Consider the following 15,571-nt stretch of genomic DNA (forward strand, 5'->3'; position numbering starts at 1 on the left):
CGGCAACCTTCGCGATATCTTTAACAGCGTTCGTCTCCACACCGCTCGAAACGTCGACCCCGTCGGGCTTTAGCGCATCGATCAGATCCCGCACGTTCTCGGGATGCAGCCCGCCGGCGGCGAGAAAAGGAATGCCCTGCGCCTTAGCCCAACGCCGGTACGGGGCTGCGGCGCTCCAATTGAACGTCACACCCGATCCCCCGCCGTATTTCGGATCGTAAGTATCGAGCAAGATCCCATCCAATATGCCGCTATATGCTGCCAAGGACCGTTCGCCATGAACCGATCCGTCTTGTTTTACGGAAAATGCTTTGAAAATTTTCACATGAAACGCCGCTTTGACCGCCCGGCAAAACTCCGGGCTTTCCGTGCCGTGCAGCTGCAAAATATCCAGCGGCGCCTGCCGCATAATACCCGCCAGTTCCTCGATCGAGGGGTTGACGAAAACGCCGACGCTTTGCGGACGTTCCCCCCCGCTCCACTCGCGAAGCACCGGAAGAAGCTCCGCCGCCCGGGCGCCGTCGATTTGCCGCTTGCTTGGCGCAAACACGAATCCAACGTAATCCACGGGCAAGTTCACCATTGATTTTAGCACTTCAACGCTTTGAAGTCCACAAATTTTTACCGCCGTTTCCCGCTGTTTAACCGCTGCCGCATCACTCATGAGCAACCCTTCTTTCCGCGGTACCTCCGGGCGCGGCCGCTTGCGGCAAAAGCCCCATCAACTCATGAACGGCCCGCCCGACATCCGCCTGGCGCATAAACGTTTCGCCGATCAGCACGCCTTTGGCTCCGTTCGCCGCCAAATACGCGATGTCTTCCCGCGTCCGGATGCCGCTTTCGCTGATCAGCGTCACTTCGGGCGGCACCAACTCGGCAAGCGCGGCCGTCGTCTCCAGAGACACCTCAAACGTCCGCAAATTCCGGTTGTTGATGCCGATGAGCCCCGCCGTCCCTAACGCCAGCACCCGCTCCATCTCCTCGCGGTCGTGCACTTCCACGAGCGCATCGAGCCCAAGCGCCGCCGCCGTCTTCAGATATTCGCGCAGCTGCGCATCGCTGAGGATGGCCGCGATCAGCAGCACGGCATCCGCGCCAAGCAGCCGCGCTTCGTAGATTTGCCGCTCGTCGATGACGAAATCCTTGCGCAGCAGCGGTACCTTCACCGCCTCGCGAATGGCGGACAAATAGGCGCCGCTCCCCTGAAAATACGTCTCGTCCGTCAGCACGGAAATGCAGTCCGTCCCCGCCGCTTCATAGCTCTTCGCCAGCTCCACCGGATGGAAATCGGGGCGGATCAGACCTTTGGACGGCGATGCCTTCTTCACCTCGGCGATCAAGCCCATTTCCCGTTTGCGCCCGGAAGCGAGCGCACGGTGAAAGCCCCGCGCCGGCGCCAGCTCCGCGATGCGCCGCTCGGCGTCGGCCAGCGAAAACACGGCGGCCAGCTGCTTGACTTCGCTTTTTTTGGTCTCCACAATCCGCTCAAGATACATAACTTAATTCCCCCGTTGTCCGAATTAACTGCTCCAATTTGCTGTAGGCCTTGCCCGAATCGATTGCCGCCGCGGCGATGGCGACGCCTTCGCGGATGCTGTCCGCCAGCCCGGCGACGTAAATGCAAGCGCCGGCGTTCGCCAGCACAATGTCCCGGTAAGCGCCTTTTTCTCCGCTCAGCACCCGCTGCACAATCGCCGCGTTCGTCTGCGGATCGCCGCCGATCATTGCGCCGAGCGGATACTTGCCAAGTCCCAAATCCTCCGGCTGCAGCTCGTACGTCGTCACCACGCCGTCCTTCAGCTCCGATACCCGCGTTGCCGACGAGAGGCTGATTTCGTCCAGCCCTTCCTCGCTGCTGACGACCAGCGCCCGCTTGGAACCGAGCTCGCGCAGCACTTCGGCGATCGTTTCCGTTCTCGTGCGGTCGTAAATGCCGAGCACCTGGCGATCCGCGCCCGCCGGATTGGTGAGCGGCCCGAGCATATTGAACACGGTCCGGATGCCAAGCTCTTTGCGCGGGCCGGCCGCATGCTTCATCGAAGGATGATAAAGCTGCGAGAACATGAAGCAGAGGCCGATTTCGTCCAGGCACCGCTTGGCCTGCTCGGCGTCGAGCTGAATGTTCACGCCCAGCGCTTCCAGCACGTCGGCGCTGCCCGAACGCCCCGAGGCCGAGCGGTTGCCGTGCTTCGCCACCCGCACCGACTCCGACGCGGCCACGATCGCCGCCGTCGTCGAGATGTTGATTTTGTGGATGCCCGATCCCCCAGTACCGCAAGTATCCAGCAGCCGGCTCGTTTCCGTCACAATCCGGCTCGACGCCCCGCGCATCGCCTCCGCAAAGCCGGTGATCTCCTCGACCGTCTCGCCTTTGATGCGCAGCGCCGTCAGCAGCCCGCCGATTTGCGCCGGCGTCGACTCGCCGTTCATGATCGCCTGCATGACGCCCCGCGCTTCCTCCCGTCCCAAATTTTCTCCTTGAATCAGGCGGTTGATCCCGTCCTGCACCGCTTGCTGTCCTGCCATTGCCATTCGCTCCTTTCTTTATTTTCCCGGGATATATTCGTATAAATAGTCTTGGTTCAGCACATCGCCGTCCTTGGCCGCGGGCGGAAACATCTGCTCCGCCGTACGGATCGCCGTCAGCAGCGCTTTGGCCTTGTTCACCGACTCTTGATATTCGTTTTCCGGCACGGAATCCCAGACGATCCCGCCGCCGGCCTGCACGTAAGCTTTTCCGTGCTTAAACACGATCGTCCGGATCGTGATGCACGAGTCCATATTGCCGGAAAATCCGAGATACCCGATCGCCCCCGCATAGGTGCCCCGGGCTTCGTTCTCCAGCTCGGCGATGATCTCCATTGCCCGCAGCTTCGGCGCCCCGGATACGGTTCCCGCCGGCAGGCAGGACAGAAAAGCGTCGAAAAAGTCCTTGTCGCCGCGCAGCCGGCCGGAAACCTTCGAAACCATGTGCATCACGTGCGAATATCGCTCGATTTCCATGTACGACTCGCATTGAACGCTGCCGAATTCCGAAACCCGGCCCAAATCGTTGCGGCCCAGGTCGACCAGCATCAGATGCTCGGCGCGCTCTTTTTCGTCCGCGAGCAGCTCCGCTTCCAAGGCGAGGTCGGCCGCCTCCGTTGCCCCGCGCGGCCGGGTGCCGGCGATCGGCCGCGTCTCGACCCGCCCGCTGTCCACCTTCACCAGCGCCTCCGGCGACGTTCCGACGATGATCTCGCCGTCCAGCTTGAGATAGTACATGTAAGGAGAAGGATTGAGCGTGCGCAGCACCCGGTACACATGGAGCGGATCAACCTCGGTTTCGATATGGAACCGCTGCGACAGCACCACTTGAAAAATATCTCCGGCGCGGATGTATTCCTTCCCTTTCTCCACATTAGCGATAAACTGCTCCTTGGTCAGGTTGGAACGGACATCGCCCAAATCGGTCACGACCGGCAGCGGGCGGCGGTTGAAGCTTTCGCCCGGTCCCTCCTGGTGCAGCAGGTCGGCCGCCTCGTCCAGCTTCCGTTCCGCCAGCTCGTAAGAACGCCGGATGTCCTCGTCGCGGTCGCCTTCCTTGACGTGTACGTTGGCGACCAGCAGAATCCGCTGCTTGACGTGGTCGAACACGATGACCTGATCGCAAAACATAAACTGCATATCGTCCATATTCAGATCGTCCACCCGGTGGGCGGGAAGCTTTTCGTAATACTGCAGCAAATCGTAGCCGAAAAACCCGATCGCTCCGCCGGTAAACGGCGGCATTTCCGGAAGCTTCGGACTGCGGTAACCCCGCAGGATCGCTTTCAGCTCATCGAGCGGCTTCGCCGAACGCAGCGTTTCTTTGCCGTCCGCGCGTTCCAGCACCACTTCTCCTTTTTTCGCTGAAATCATCAGAAACGGGTCGGTGCCGATAAAGGAATAGCGCGCCCACTGGCTCCCGCCCTCCACGCTCTCCAGCAAAAATGCCCGCTCCCGCTGGGCGACGCGGCGGAAAATGCGGATCGGCGTCTCCAAATCGGCGAGCAGCGTCCGGGTAATCGGGATCAGATTGTAATTTTTAGCCAAAGCAATGACCTGTTCTACTTGCGGGGTTGCCATGTCTCTCACTTCCTTATCGGGATATAAAAATAAAAAAACCTCTACCGAAGTAGAGGTCCAAAGATTTGCGGTTTATAAGGAAAGCCATCCCGCTCACGTGTCCCAGTCTGCAAATGTCAAAGGTTGCCCTGCGTTCGGCATACGGCAAACCAATAACCTGCGTGAACTGCTATGGTGCGTATTGGCTATCGCTCAACTAAACTCGGCTCATCTCAACTATACTCTACTCGGCTCTAAATCATCTCAAAAACTTAGCTCACTCTAGGCAAACACTAACTCACTATAACTGAACTATACGATGCAAAAACTCGCTCATCTAAAATCTTAAACTTACTATACCTTATGTCGAGCCCGTTTGGCAACACCGGTTTTTGGGCAGCCCGGCCGCTCCTTAAGAATTGGACGCGCTCAAGTCCGGGCGCAGGCTTTTCGCTTCGTTCAAATAAACGTGCTTCATTTCCCGCTGTCCTTTGGTCGTGTTCACGTGAATCAACAGGCGAATGCACTTCGGCAGACCGCCTTTCACCGGAATTTCCGTCGAGCACATCAGCGGCACCATATCCCAGCCGCTCAGGCCGCGGATGGCCCGGGCCGGAAAGGTGGCGTCCAGATCGGGGGTTACCGTAATCCAGACGCTGGCGATATCCTCGGGTACGATTTCATTCCGGTTCACGATTTCTTTCAGCAATCCGGCCGTCGCCTGCAAAATTTCCTGCTCTTCGTTGCGGGTCACGGTCGTCGCCCCGCGAATTCCTCGGTTATACATGGGGTTCCTCCTCTTTCAATTCCGCGATCACCCGCCGCACCTCGCCCAGCGCCACATCGCTGACGATTTCCACCTGGCCGATAGCGACGGGCAAAATAAACACCAGTTGCTGTTCCTTGAACTTCTTGTCGTGCATCATCGCTCCGATCAGCTTCTCCTCGTCCAAATGGCGCGGCATTGCCGTCGGCAGCTCAAAGCGCTGCAGCAAAGCGACGGTTTCTTGATACAGGGCGGCATCCCGGCCCCGGTTCACCGCAAGCTTCGCGGCCGCCGCCATCCCGATCGAAATCGCTTCTCCGTGCAAAAATTCGCCGTACCCGCCGATCGCCTCGATCGCATGTCCCAGCGTATGCCCCAAATTCAGGATCGCCCTGAGGCCCTGCTCCCGTTCGTCCACGGACACGACCTTCGCCTTGATGGCGCAGCCCTGCGTCAGCCCGTAGCCAAGCGCCTCCGGGTCAAGAGCGAGCAGCTCGGACGCGTGTTCGCGGCACCAGGCGGCGAACTCGGCGTCCCAGATCAGCCCGTGCTTTACCATCTCCGACAAGCCGGCGCGCACGTCCCGGGGCGGCAAGCTTTGCAGGCTGTCCACGTCGTACAGCACCATTTCCGGCTGATGAAAGGCGCCGATCATGTTTTTGGCCAGCCGGTGGTTGACGGCCACTTTGCCGCCAACGCTGCTGTCATGCGCCAGAATCGTCGTCGGCATCTGCACGAACGGCACGCCGCGCATGTAGCTGGCCGCCACGAAGCCGGCCAAATCGCCGACGACGCCGCCGCCGAGAGCCACCACAGCCGAGCGGCGGTCCAGACCGCCTTCGATCGCCGTCGTCATGACGTCTTCGTAAACGACCAGCGACTTCGATTTTTCCCCGGCTTTCACCACTTTGCTCACCGTCGTGTACCCGCTTGCCTGCAGCGAAGATTCCACCGTTTCCAAATATAGGGGAGCCACATGCTCATCGGTTACGAGCAGCACCGGACTTTTTTTGGACAACTGATGTTTCTCGAAAAACTCTCCCGCTTTCCCCAGCAAACCGCCGCCGATATAGATCGGGTACGAACGCTCTCCCAAATCGACCTGCAGCGTTCTCATCAGTAACTCTCCAATTGGTTCAGGTAACCCTGATAATTCCGTTCGACTTCTTCGATGGAGTCGCCGCCGAATTTCTCCAGGAACGCCTTGGCGATTTCCCAAGCCACGACATGCTCCAGCACAACGCTGGCCGCCGGAACGGCGCAGGCGTCGGAGCGTTCCACCTGAGCCGCAAACGGCTCGCGCGTGTCGATGTCCACGCTTTGCAGCGGCTTGTAAAGTGTCGGAATCGGCTTCATCACGCCGCGCACCACGACCGGCATGCCGTTGGTCATGCCGCCTTCAAATCCTCCCAGGCGGTTGGTCGCCCGGTAATACCCGCGCTCCTCGCTGTAGAGGATTTCATCGTGCACCTGCGAGCCCGGAATCGTCCCGGCTTCGAAGCCGATCCCGATCTCCACGCCCTTGAAGGCGTTGATCGACACGACCGCCTGGGCGATCCGGCCGTCCAGCTTGCGGTCGTATTGCACGTGGCTGCCGAGCCCGACCGGCACGCCCTCCACGATGCATTCGACGATCCCGCCGATGGAGTCGCCTTCCTCCTTGATTTTGTCGATGTAGGCCTCCATCTTCTTCTCCGTTTCCGGATCGGCCACCCGAACCGACGACGCTTCCGTGACCCGCGCCAGCTCATCCAGCGGCAAGTTATGCGGCGGCGCTTCGATCTCGCCGATGCGGATGACATGCCCGGCGATCCGCATGCCGAAGCGCTCCAGCAGCTGCTTGGCTACGGCGCCGACGGCTACCCGCACGGCGGTTTCCCGCGCGCTGGAGCGTTCCAGCACGTTGCGCAGGTCTTTCAGGTTGTATTTCAAGCCCCCGTTCAAATCCGCATGTCCGGGACGGGGCCGGTGCACTCTGCGCTTCTCTTCGTCCGTCCCTTCGATCGGCCAGGTGTTCATAATTTTTTGCCAATGCTTCCAGTCATTGTTTTCCACCACCAGCGCCACCGGCGCCCCGGTCGTAAAGCCGTGCCGTACGCCCCCGACGATTTGCGCCGTATCCTTCTCGATCTGCATCCGCCGGCCGCGGCCGTACCCTTTCTGGCGGCGGGCCAATTCAAAATTGAGCGCGTCGGGATCGATCTGAAGATTGCTCGGCAATCCCTCGATAATCGCAGTCAACTGGGGTCCATGCGTCTCCCCGGCGGTCAAATATCGTAAACTCATGATGATGCGTTCCCCCTTTAAACTGTTAAACTGTAAAGAACTAAAATCCGATAATTTCTTTGCTCATTATAATATTTATCACCGGGTCTGTCACGCGCGCGATTCAACATTGCGGCAATTTCTTCTTTATTTCCGCCTCTTCCTTAGCGGACGAGACAGAAAAAAAACAATGCCGTCCGAGAGCCCCGGCGAAAACTTAAGGACAAAAAAGGGCGTTATTCCGGTGCTATCCCCCATTGAAAGAGAAATAGATACAATTTATGCCGCTATTTTCCCGAACCGCAAGGAAATGCCCGCAAACTGCACCATGCATAGGAAAATAGGGACAAAAAATGCCGCTAATGGGGATGAATATACGTGACTCCGTACAATAAGTGCATAAAGTGCCGCTATTTTTGAGGGTCGTCATGAACACGCTCAATCCGGATAACCCGGCTAACCCGGATAATCCGGATAATCCGGCTAACAAGAACAAAAAGTTCCGCTAGCCAAATAGTTATCCGAACTTCTACTCCGCAGCGCAAAAAGGCATAACCTGCCATCTCCTGGGGTTCCTTTCAAGAGAGCAGGCTATGCCTTAAACATTCAAGCACCGCGAATTTAACGTTATTCCTGTGTTTCACGGACATTTACCCCGAAGCCGGGCGGTTGTCCAAAGCGGCGGGCCGCCGCGAATCCGCCGGGAAATCCTCAAGCATCCGCTTCAGATGGGAGCCTTCGATGCCCAGCACTTGGGCGCATTCCTGCGGCGTCAAAAACCCGCGTCTGTAAGCTTCGATCACTTTTCTTTTGTCCATGGCCTGTCCTCCAATGCCAAATGACCTTATGGTTACAAGTATTGGAAAATACAGCCTGGAATATACAGTCGGCTTAGGATTTACCAACAAATGCTTACGAGCCCCATTGGCGTTGCATTAACTATTGCTCGACATTTCTTTAAATGCGAAATGCGTTGGCTTTCGAATCGATACAGTCGCCCGCAGGAAATCTAGCTATGATGAACGTAAACAAAAGACAGCCCTCCATATTGCTACATCTCGTAGGTTAAAATGGATAGTGAAAACCAAACCATTTCAGAGCTACATAGCAAAGGAGAGCTGATACTATGCAGTCTACCACAAAATTCGTCGGTTTAGATGTATCCAAAGAAAAAATTTCGGTTGCTATTGCAGATGCAAGCGGTGAAACTCCTCGCTATTACGGGAGCATTCCTCACACTCCGGCGGCGCTGCGCAAGCTGATCAAAGAACTGGGACCGGCCGAAACGCTATCGTTTTGTTATGAGGCAGGTCCGACAGGTTACGAAACCTATCGCTGGATCACCTCCATGGGAGCCCATTGCGTTGTCATTGCTCCGTCGCTTATTCCCAAACGCCCTGGTGATCACGTGAAGACGGATCGACGGGACGCCGAGCAGCTTGCCCGTCTGTTTCGTGCAGGAGAATTGACTCCTGTCTACGTCCCGGAGCGGGAAGACGAGGCTTTGCGGGAGTTGGTTCGCGCCCGGGAGGCCGCCAAAGAGGACGCGCATCGGGCACGCCAGCGGATATTGAAGTTCCTGCTCCGCCATCAAATCGAACCGCCGGCTACGATAAAGCGTCGTTGGACCCGGAAGTACCGTTCCTGGCTGGAGCAACTGACATTCCCTTATGAGCCCATGCAAGTAGCCTTCGACGAGATGCTCCATACCTTAAATGAGATCGAGCAGCGGATGGGGCGTTTGGAAAAAGCCTTGGTTCAGCAAGCCACGGTCGGCTCCAAGGCAACTCTGATTCGGGTGCTTCAGTCCCTGCGTGGGATTGGACTACTGACGGCCGTCACTCTAGCTGCTGAGATCGGTTCATTTACTCGCTTCCGCTCCCCGGCCCAACTCATGGCGTATTTAGGGTTGGTTCCTCGTGAGAGTTCAACCGGCCTGAGTACTCGGCGCGGAAGTATGACCAAAGCCGGTAACGGGCGCTTGCGCCGATCCTTGGTGGAATCCGCCTGGAGCTACCGTCATCGGCCTGCGGTGAAAGGAGATCTCGCCAAGCGTTTGGATGGCATGCCGGCCGATATACAACTGTTGTCGTGGAAAGCGCAAGAAAGATTGCATTACAAATACCGTCATCTCATTTTTGGAAAGAACAAACACAAAAATGTGGCCGTAGGCGCGGTGGCCAGGGAGCTAACCGGGTTCATATGGGCTGTTGCTCGAACGGTGGAACAACCGGTGGCTAACTAACGCCCCTTCCGTCCCCTTTGGGGAGACGCAGGGAGCGTTGCCCCCTGCACCCCCACACTCGCCGTGAGGCGTTCCTCATTTCCAATGAGGAATAGGAAAAGTGTTGATTTGAACCTAACCGCTTGTCAAGAAAAGCGCTTGACAAGCTCACGCCTGAGCACGAGGCCCGGGAGCAAACGAAGGTTCCGGGAGAGAATTTGCGTCAACCGTTTGCACTAGGTGAGTAACTGAACGTGCGCTTCTAGCTTGCAAGAGCTCTCCTTGACGAAGGCATAACATGTGGTACCAACCCACGGATAGCAGCGTGCCGACCGTCGCTCGCATTTTTGCTCTCGCGCCACGTGCTCAGGCACCTCTCACACGGAGGGCTTGACAAAAACGTTCATAGCAACGGTTGTAACAGCAGCTATTTATCGAAAAAAGACCTTTTCTAAATGCTAACGGTTGCCAGCGCCGTTATTTGCCTGACTCCAAGCAAAAATTGCCGGTTTTCAGTGTAATAAGCTCCATGGCAACCGTTACAATTTTGAAATCAACGTTTTTGGAACAAATAGCGCTTGTGGCAACCGTTAGAATATTAGTGTGCTCAGAAAATGTATCTTGCCAAATTTAAATGCAACGCTTGTGTACGAGGCCGTTTTCTACGATACCGTTTAGCTCCGCTGCTCACTCCCTGGCTTCATCTAACCTAAAGCGTTTTGAAAAAAACGCACTTCGAAAGCATCTGCATCTGCCTCGCCCCTCAAAACCCCGACTCAACCTTGATGGCTTCAGGATTCTAAGCTTGTTTCCGGTAAAAAAACGTTTCGGTCGCTTCCAAACCGTATTGGCCCGGCGAAAAAATCTGCTCCGTGCTGCCGACGAACAAAACGCCGCCCGGGCGGAGCGCTTCGGAAAACTTATGATAAAGGCCCTGTTTGGCTTCCTCCGTGAAATAAATCATCACGTTCCGGCAGACGATAAGGTCAAAGCCTTCTTCAAACCGGTCCAGCAGCAGGTTTTGCTTCTTGAACGTCACGGCCTTCTTCAATTTGGCGTCAAACCGGTACATCGCGCCATCCGGCGCGAAATAGCGCTGCGCTACGTCCTTGGGCACATCCTTGAGCGAACGCTCCAAATACAGCCCTTCCTGCGCTTTGGCCAGCGCCCCGTCATCGATGTCCGAAGCCAGCAGATAGGTGCGGGGGAGCAGGCCCATATCCGCCAATATCATCGTCAGCGTATACGGTTCTTCCCCCGTGGAGCAGGCGGCGCTCCAAACCCGCAACTTGCCCCCGTCCTTTGCGAGCTCGGGCAAAACCTTGTCCCGCAGCACTTCCCAACGATTCGGGTTGCGCCAGAACTCCGAGACGTTGATCGTCATCTTGTCGAGAAATTCGTAAAAGAGCGCCTTGTTCCCCATCATCGCCGCATAGAAATCCGCGAACGAGGAAAAGCCGTTTTTGTTGCGAAGCGTCGTCAAACGCCGCTTCATTTGCGCTTCCTTGTACTGGGCCAGATCGATGCCCGTGCTCTTCTTGATGTTTTGAATAAAGCCGAGGTAATCCGGATCCGGTGCCGTTTCTGCGTTGTCTGTCCGAGCAAGGTCGGGAATGATCCGGTTCATATCCATCGGCTTACACTTCTTGAATAATTGATGAGTTCATGCGGAGCGAAAAAATTGGCGATCTCGCGTTCCGCGCTTGCCGGTCCGTCGGAACCATGGATCAGGTTAAACGGCGTATGGGCGGCAAAGTCGCCGCGAATCGTGCCGGGGAGCGCCTCCGTCACTTTCGTCTTGCCGATGACCATCCGGGATAAAGCGATGATATCGTCGCCCTCCCACACCATGGCGAATACCGGCCCGGACGTAATGAAGCCGACCAATTCGTCAAAAAAAGGCTTTCCCTCGTGCTCCGCATAATGCTTTTTGGCTTGGGCTTCGGATACTTGAACCAGCTTGCCGGCGATCATTTGAAACCCCTTATCCTCAAACCGGCTAATGATCCGGCCGACCAGACCGCGTTGTACCCCGTCCGGCTTAACCATCAAAAACGTTCGTTCCATGGATTCCCTCCCGAAAAATCGCGTCGTCGTTATAAACTTTATAAACATCGCCTTGAAGAAGGCGGTTTCACCTGCATTTTACCAAAAAAAAGCGAAACCCGTAAAGCTAAATAATTCGTGTTTTGAACTACCGCTAATAGGAGCGTTTGTTGACAAAGTGCGCAATTTCCTGCAAATGAGCCCGGGATTTGTTGTCGGGAAGTTCGCTTAAAGCGTCCAGCGCCTTGCGGATGAAACGGTCCGCCAGCTTCTCGGCCCGGCGGATTCCCGGGCTGGTCCGGATCATCTCGATCGCCCGGGACACGTCGCCGCTGCCGTCTCCCGCTTGAATCCCGCGGATTTCCCGCAGCAGCGGCTCCCGAAGCTCCGGCTCCTGCAGGGCGTAAAGGACCGGCAGCGTAATGTTCCCTTGCCGCATATCGCTGCCGGGCGGTTTGCCGATCACCTTCTCCGTGCCGAACAGATCCAGCAGATCATCGCGGATTTGAAACGCCATTCCGACATTGTAACCATAACGATAAAGCAATAAGTTCACTTTGTCCGGGGCCTCCGCCGCCATCGCGCCAAGCTGGCAGCTGATGGCGATCAGCAGCGCGGTTTTGCGGCGGATGCGCAGCAAATAATCGCGGACGCTTTGCTCGGTGTTGAAGAAATCGCGGATTTGCTCCATTTCCCCGATCGACATCTGCACCATCGCTTTGGCCAATGTCCGGTGTATGTACGGGTTGCCTAGCTGCGTAACCTGCATTAGCGCTTTGGCGTAAATATAATCTCCTGTATACATCGCGATCCGGTTGTCCCATTTCGATTTGACGGTCGGTTTGCCGCGCCGGGTTTCGGCATCGTCGATCACATCGTCATGCACGAGCGATGCCGAATGGATCAGCTCCAGCGGAACGGCGATATATTGCAGCTGCTGCAGATCGTAGTTGCCGAACTTGCCGCCGAGCAGCACGAACACCGGCCGCAGCCGCTTCCCCCCCGCCTTCAGCAGATGCAGGGACGTTTCGCTTAGGATGCCGTCATCGCCGTCGATGCTCCGGTACAGCTGCTGCTCGATAAAATCCATATCCTTTTTGAGTGCGCCGAAAATGTCCATAATCTTCATTTCTTCACCCGCGTCAACGAATTGTCACTCCACATCTCTATTTCCACCCGATGGTCAAGCAGGCCCATCTCGTAGGCGTACCTAAAATATAAAGCCAGGCCGGCCCGGCGCTGTTCGCCGAAATCATAACGGATATGGCTGCCGAAATACCGGGTCCAATATTCCGGCGTTCCGCCGATTTCGCGGCAAGCCCGTTCGACGAGCGGCGTCAAATCGCCCAGGCTTTGCCGTTTGCTCGCCTCAAACGCCTCGCATACCGCGGCCAGATATTCGCCGTGTGCTTCTGCAAACGTCTTTTGCACGGCCCACACCGCAAAGGTCATGCCGTAACCGGTCCATTTTTTCCAGACTTCCCCTAAATCGGTCACGATATAACCGTGATCCCGCCAAGAAGCTTCGATGGCATGGTCCCCGATCAGCAAGGCGGCGTCGCTCCTATCCATCATGGCATCGAGCTCGGGTTCGCTGTCCCAATAGGTCGGACGCCCGCCGTAAGCTTTCTCCATAATGATTTTCAGCAGGTTGACCGAGGTCGCCGACGTATTCGTCAGCGCGATCGTTCCGCCCGCAATCTGTTCCGGGGGTTTACGCGAAAACAGCAAAATCGATTTAACCGGGCCGTCCGAGCTGACGGAAAGATCGGGAAGCAGCAAAAACCGCTTCGCACCGTAGCCGTAAGCAAAAGAAGACACCGGGGATATATCCAGCGCGCCGCTCAGCATTTTGCGGTTCAGCGCCGAAGGCACCTCGGTGACCAGACGGCTGCTTTGCGGCAGGCGCGGCACGTCGAAATGATGAAATACGGGCCATACGTTGCTGTATTTGATTTTTCCGATGAGGATGTCGTTATTCTCCCGGTTGCACATGGTCATCCCCCCATCTTTTGAACAAGGCATGCTCAATGCCCAAATTATCCAGCACCTTGCCGACCAAAAATTTAACCAGATCGTCGATCGTTTGCGGTCCGAAATAAAACGCCGGCATCGCCGGGATGATGCGTACGCCCAACCTGGCCAGCTTCAGCATGTTTTCCAAATGGATCGCATGAAGCGGCGTTTCGCGCGGAACGAGCACGAGCGGCCGGCCTTCCTTCAGCATAACGTCCGCGGCCCGGGCCATTAAATTATCGGATGCGCCGCTGGCGATCGACGAGAGCGTCCCCATCGAGCACGGCATCACGATCATGCCGCATGTGAGGAAAGAGCCGCTGGCGATCGACGCGCCGATGTCGGCCACGTTGTGGTACACGAGCTTTCCGGGCAGACGCCCGAACTGCTCCTGCAGCGTTTCCTCCCGGCTGGCAGTATTCCAGCCAAGCTCCTCCTTCAGCACGCGCCAGCCCGCGCCCGACACGACCAGGTGCACCGAAAACTCCATCTCCAGCAGCGTTTCGATCAGCTTGACGCCATATACCGAGCCGCTGGCCCCCGTGATCCCAACGACGATAGCCTTTTGTCTGTCCATCAGTAATGCCGCACCACCAAATCAATCAAAGTAAAGGAAAAGACCACGATGCTCAGCACGCCGTTCATCGTAAAAAAAGCGGTTTGCAGCCGGCTGAGATCGCCCGGGGACACGATATGATGCTCGTAGAACAAAATTAAATAAGCGATGATCATGCCCGCGATATACCACCAGCCGAGATCGGTCATCAGCAGCAGCGCGATAAAGCCGAGCGCCGTGATGATATGGAAGGCCTGGGCGATTTTCAGCGATTTGGCGACGCCGAAGCGAACGGGGATCGAATGCAGCCCTTCCTTGATGTCGAATTCTACGTCCTGGCAAGCGTAAATAACGTCAAAGCCGGCGATCCAAAACGTGATCGTCACGAAAAATACCATGGCCGTCCAATCCACCGTGCCGGTCACGGCCGCCCAGCCGCCGAGCGGCGCCAGCGCGATCGTCAGGCCAAGCACGACATGGCAGAGCCAGGTGAACCGTTTGGTGTAAGAATAAAACACGAGCATAAAGACCGCGATCGGCAGCAGCTTCAAAGCCAGCGGATGCAGCTCCGCGGCGGCCCAGAACAGCAGCGCGAACGAAACGATGACGAAGGCGACCACTTCCCCGATTTTCAAAAGTCCCGCCGGGATGGCCCGGTTTTTCGTGCGCGGGTTTTTGGCGTCGCTGACCCGGTCGATCAGCCGGTTCAGCCCCATCGCCGCGCTCCGGGCCCCGAACATCGCCAGCAGCACCCAGCCGATCTGCGGCCAGGAAGGAAGGTGGTTGTTTATGGTCTGGGATCCGAGCAGCGCGCCCATGAAGGCGAAAGGCAGCGCGAATACCGTATGTTCGAATTTGATCATTTGCAGGAAAATTACGAGTTTTCTAAACATGAGGCGTCTCCTTTGTTCCAAGATGCAAGGCGGCGACCCCGCCGGTTAAAGGATACGCTTCGACCTTCGTTAATCCGGTCTCCCGGAAAATTTGCGCGAGTTCCTCGCGGCCGGGAAATTGCATCAGGGACTCCGGCAGCCATTTGTACTGTTCGTAGCGATTGGCCACCAGCTTGCCCAGCATCGGAAGTACTTTTTGGAAGTAAACATAATAAATGCTCTTAAACGGCTGCCAGGTGGGCTTGGACGCCTCAAGGCAAACGACCATCCCGCCCGGCTTGACGACCCGTTTCATCTCCCGCAGCACCTGGTGCAGGTCGGGCACGTTGCGCAGGCCGAAGCCGATCGTGGCGTAGTCGAACGAATCATCGGCAAACGGCAGCTCCATCGCGTTGCCTTGAACCAGGGTAATCGCCTGCTCCAAACGGCGTTCCTTGATTTTGCGGCGGCCGTATTCCAGCATGTGTTCGCTGAAATCGAGCCCGGTAATCTGCCCGCCGCTCGTCTCGGCCATGCTAATCGTCCAGTCGCAGGTGCCGCAGCACAAATCGATGGCCGTAGCCCCCGGCGGCATGTTCATCTTGGCCATCGTAAATTTGCGCCAGGCCTTATGGCGTCCGAAGCTGATCAAATCGTTCATCATGTCGTATTTGGGCGCGATGTTCTCAAACACTTCGTGTACGTACTGTCCCTTCGAGTCGGGCGACATCTGTCTCATG

The 15,571-nt window shown here is 56.9% G+C and carries 15 protein-coding genes and 1 pseudogene; 1 reads left to right on the plus strand and 15 read right to left on the minus strand.

What is annotated here, in order from left to right; all coding sequences use genetic code 11:
- Window position 1: 1 nt before the first annotated feature.
- The 8 genes and pseudogenes from NYE69_RS22610 to NYE69_RS22645 all read right to left on the minus strand — a co-directional run.
- Window positions 2-664, minus strand: a pseudogene (locus NYE69_RS22610) (phosphoribosylanthranilate isomerase); the annotation flags it as partial.
- Entirely contained in the window at window positions 657-1,496 is an 840-nt protein-coding gene (gene trpC / locus NYE69_RS22615) for an indole-3-glycerol phosphate synthase TrpC (RefSeq protein ID WP_340928041.1), read from the minus strand. The gene trpC and the pseudogene NYE69_RS22610, both read right to left, overlap by 8 nt.
- Window positions 1,486-2,526: an anthranilate phosphoribosyltransferase gene (trpD, locus tag NYE69_RS22620; protein WP_340928042.1), complete on the minus strand. Its 1,041-nt coding sequence runs from the start codon at window positions 2,524-2,526 to the stop codon at window positions 1,486-1,488. Before trpD ends, trpC begins: the two co-directional genes overlap by 11 nt.
- An 18-nt stretch (window positions 2,527-2,544) precedes the next feature.
- Complete coding sequence (trpE, locus tag NYE69_RS22625) at window positions 2,545-4,107, minus strand: anthranilate synthase component I (protein WP_340928044.1); 1,563 nt, start codon at window positions 4,105-4,107, stop codon at window positions 2,545-2,547.
- Window positions 4,108-4,498: 391 nt separating this feature from the next.
- Window positions 4,499-4,873 carry a chorismate mutase gene (gene aroH / locus NYE69_RS22630; RefSeq protein ID WP_036621942.1) on the minus strand — a complete coding sequence of 125 codons (375 nt, stop codon included), beginning with the start codon at window positions 4,871-4,873 and terminating at the stop codon, window positions 4,499-4,501.
- Entirely contained in the window at window positions 4,866-5,969 is a 1,104-nt protein-coding gene (gene aroB / locus NYE69_RS22635) for a 3-dehydroquinate synthase (RefSeq protein ID WP_340928046.1), read from the minus strand. Before aroB ends, aroH begins: the two co-directional genes overlap by 8 nt.
- A complete protein-coding gene (gene aroC, locus NYE69_RS22640; RefSeq protein WP_340928048.1) occupies window positions 5,969-7,138 on the minus strand; it encodes a chorismate synthase in 1,170 nt (389 codons plus the stop codon). The genes aroB and aroC overlap by 1 nt, the downstream gene beginning before the upstream one ends.
- A gap of 629 nt (window positions 7,139-7,767) precedes the next feature.
- Window positions 7,768-7,935: a hypothetical protein gene (locus NYE69_RS22645; RefSeq protein ID WP_164815325.1), complete on the minus strand. Its 168-nt coding sequence runs from the start codon at window positions 7,933-7,935 to the stop codon at window positions 7,768-7,770.
- A 308-nt stretch (window positions 7,936-8,243) separates the two neighbouring features.
- On the opposite strand from NYE69_RS22645, the gene NYE69_RS22650 reads away from it, so the two are divergent.
- Window positions 8,244-9,362: an IS110 family transposase gene (locus NYE69_RS22650; RefSeq protein ID WP_036623922.1), complete on the plus strand. Its 1,119-nt coding sequence runs from the start codon at window positions 8,244-8,246 to the stop codon at window positions 9,360-9,362.
- A gap of 778 nt (window positions 9,363-10,140) precedes the next feature.
- Here NYE69_RS22650 and NYE69_RS22655 read toward each other — a convergent pair.
- The 7 genes from NYE69_RS22655 to NYE69_RS22685 form a co-directional block, all read right to left on the minus strand.
- Window positions 10,141-10,974, minus strand: coding sequence for a CheR family methyltransferase (locus NYE69_RS22655; protein WP_036621932.1), 834 nt, complete (start codon window positions 10,972-10,974; stop codon window positions 10,141-10,143).
- Window positions 10,965-11,408 carry a nucleoside-diphosphate kinase gene (ndk, locus tag NYE69_RS22660; protein WP_036621931.1) on the minus strand — a complete coding sequence of 148 codons (444 nt, stop codon included), beginning with the start codon at window positions 11,406-11,408 and terminating at the stop codon, window positions 10,965-10,967. Before ndk ends, NYE69_RS22655 begins: the two co-directional genes overlap by 10 nt.
- 133 nt (window positions 11,409-11,541) lie before the next feature.
- On the minus strand, window positions 11,542-12,516 hold the full coding sequence (locus tag NYE69_RS22665) for a polyprenyl synthetase family protein (RefSeq protein ID WP_340928050.1): 975 nt from the start codon (window positions 12,514-12,516) through the stop codon (window positions 11,542-11,544).
- The gene (locus NYE69_RS22670; RefSeq protein ID WP_036621928.1) at window positions 12,513-13,382 is read right to left on the minus strand and encodes a menaquinone biosynthetic enzyme MqnA/MqnD family protein; all 870 of its coding nucleotides are present in this window, start codon (window positions 13,380-13,382) and stop codon (window positions 12,513-12,515) included. Before NYE69_RS22670 ends, NYE69_RS22665 begins: the two co-directional genes overlap by 4 nt.
- Complete coding sequence (locus NYE69_RS22675) at window positions 13,363-13,980, minus strand: UbiX family flavin prenyltransferase (RefSeq protein ID WP_036621927.1); 618 nt, start codon at window positions 13,978-13,980, stop codon at window positions 13,363-13,365. The genes NYE69_RS22670 and NYE69_RS22675 overlap by 20 nt, the downstream gene beginning before the upstream one ends.
- Window positions 13,980-14,852 (minus strand): UbiA-like polyprenyltransferase, encoded by an 873-nt coding sequence (locus NYE69_RS22680; protein WP_036621926.1) that lies wholly within the window; start codon window positions 14,850-14,852, stop codon window positions 13,980-13,982. Before NYE69_RS22680 ends, NYE69_RS22675 begins: the two co-directional genes overlap by 1 nt.
- Window positions 14,845-15,570: a demethylmenaquinone methyltransferase gene (locus tag NYE69_RS22685; protein WP_371861045.1), complete on the minus strand. Its 726-nt coding sequence runs from the start codon at window positions 15,568-15,570 to the stop codon at window positions 14,845-14,847. Before NYE69_RS22685 ends, NYE69_RS22680 begins: the two co-directional genes overlap by 8 nt.
- Between the last annotated feature and the right edge of the window lies 1 nt (window position 15,571).

The sequence above is a fragment of the Paenibacillus sp. FSL R5-0527 genome (assembly GCF_038008055.1).
Lineage (GTDB): Bacteria > Bacillota > Bacilli > Paenibacillales > Paenibacillaceae > Fontibacillus > Fontibacillus macerans.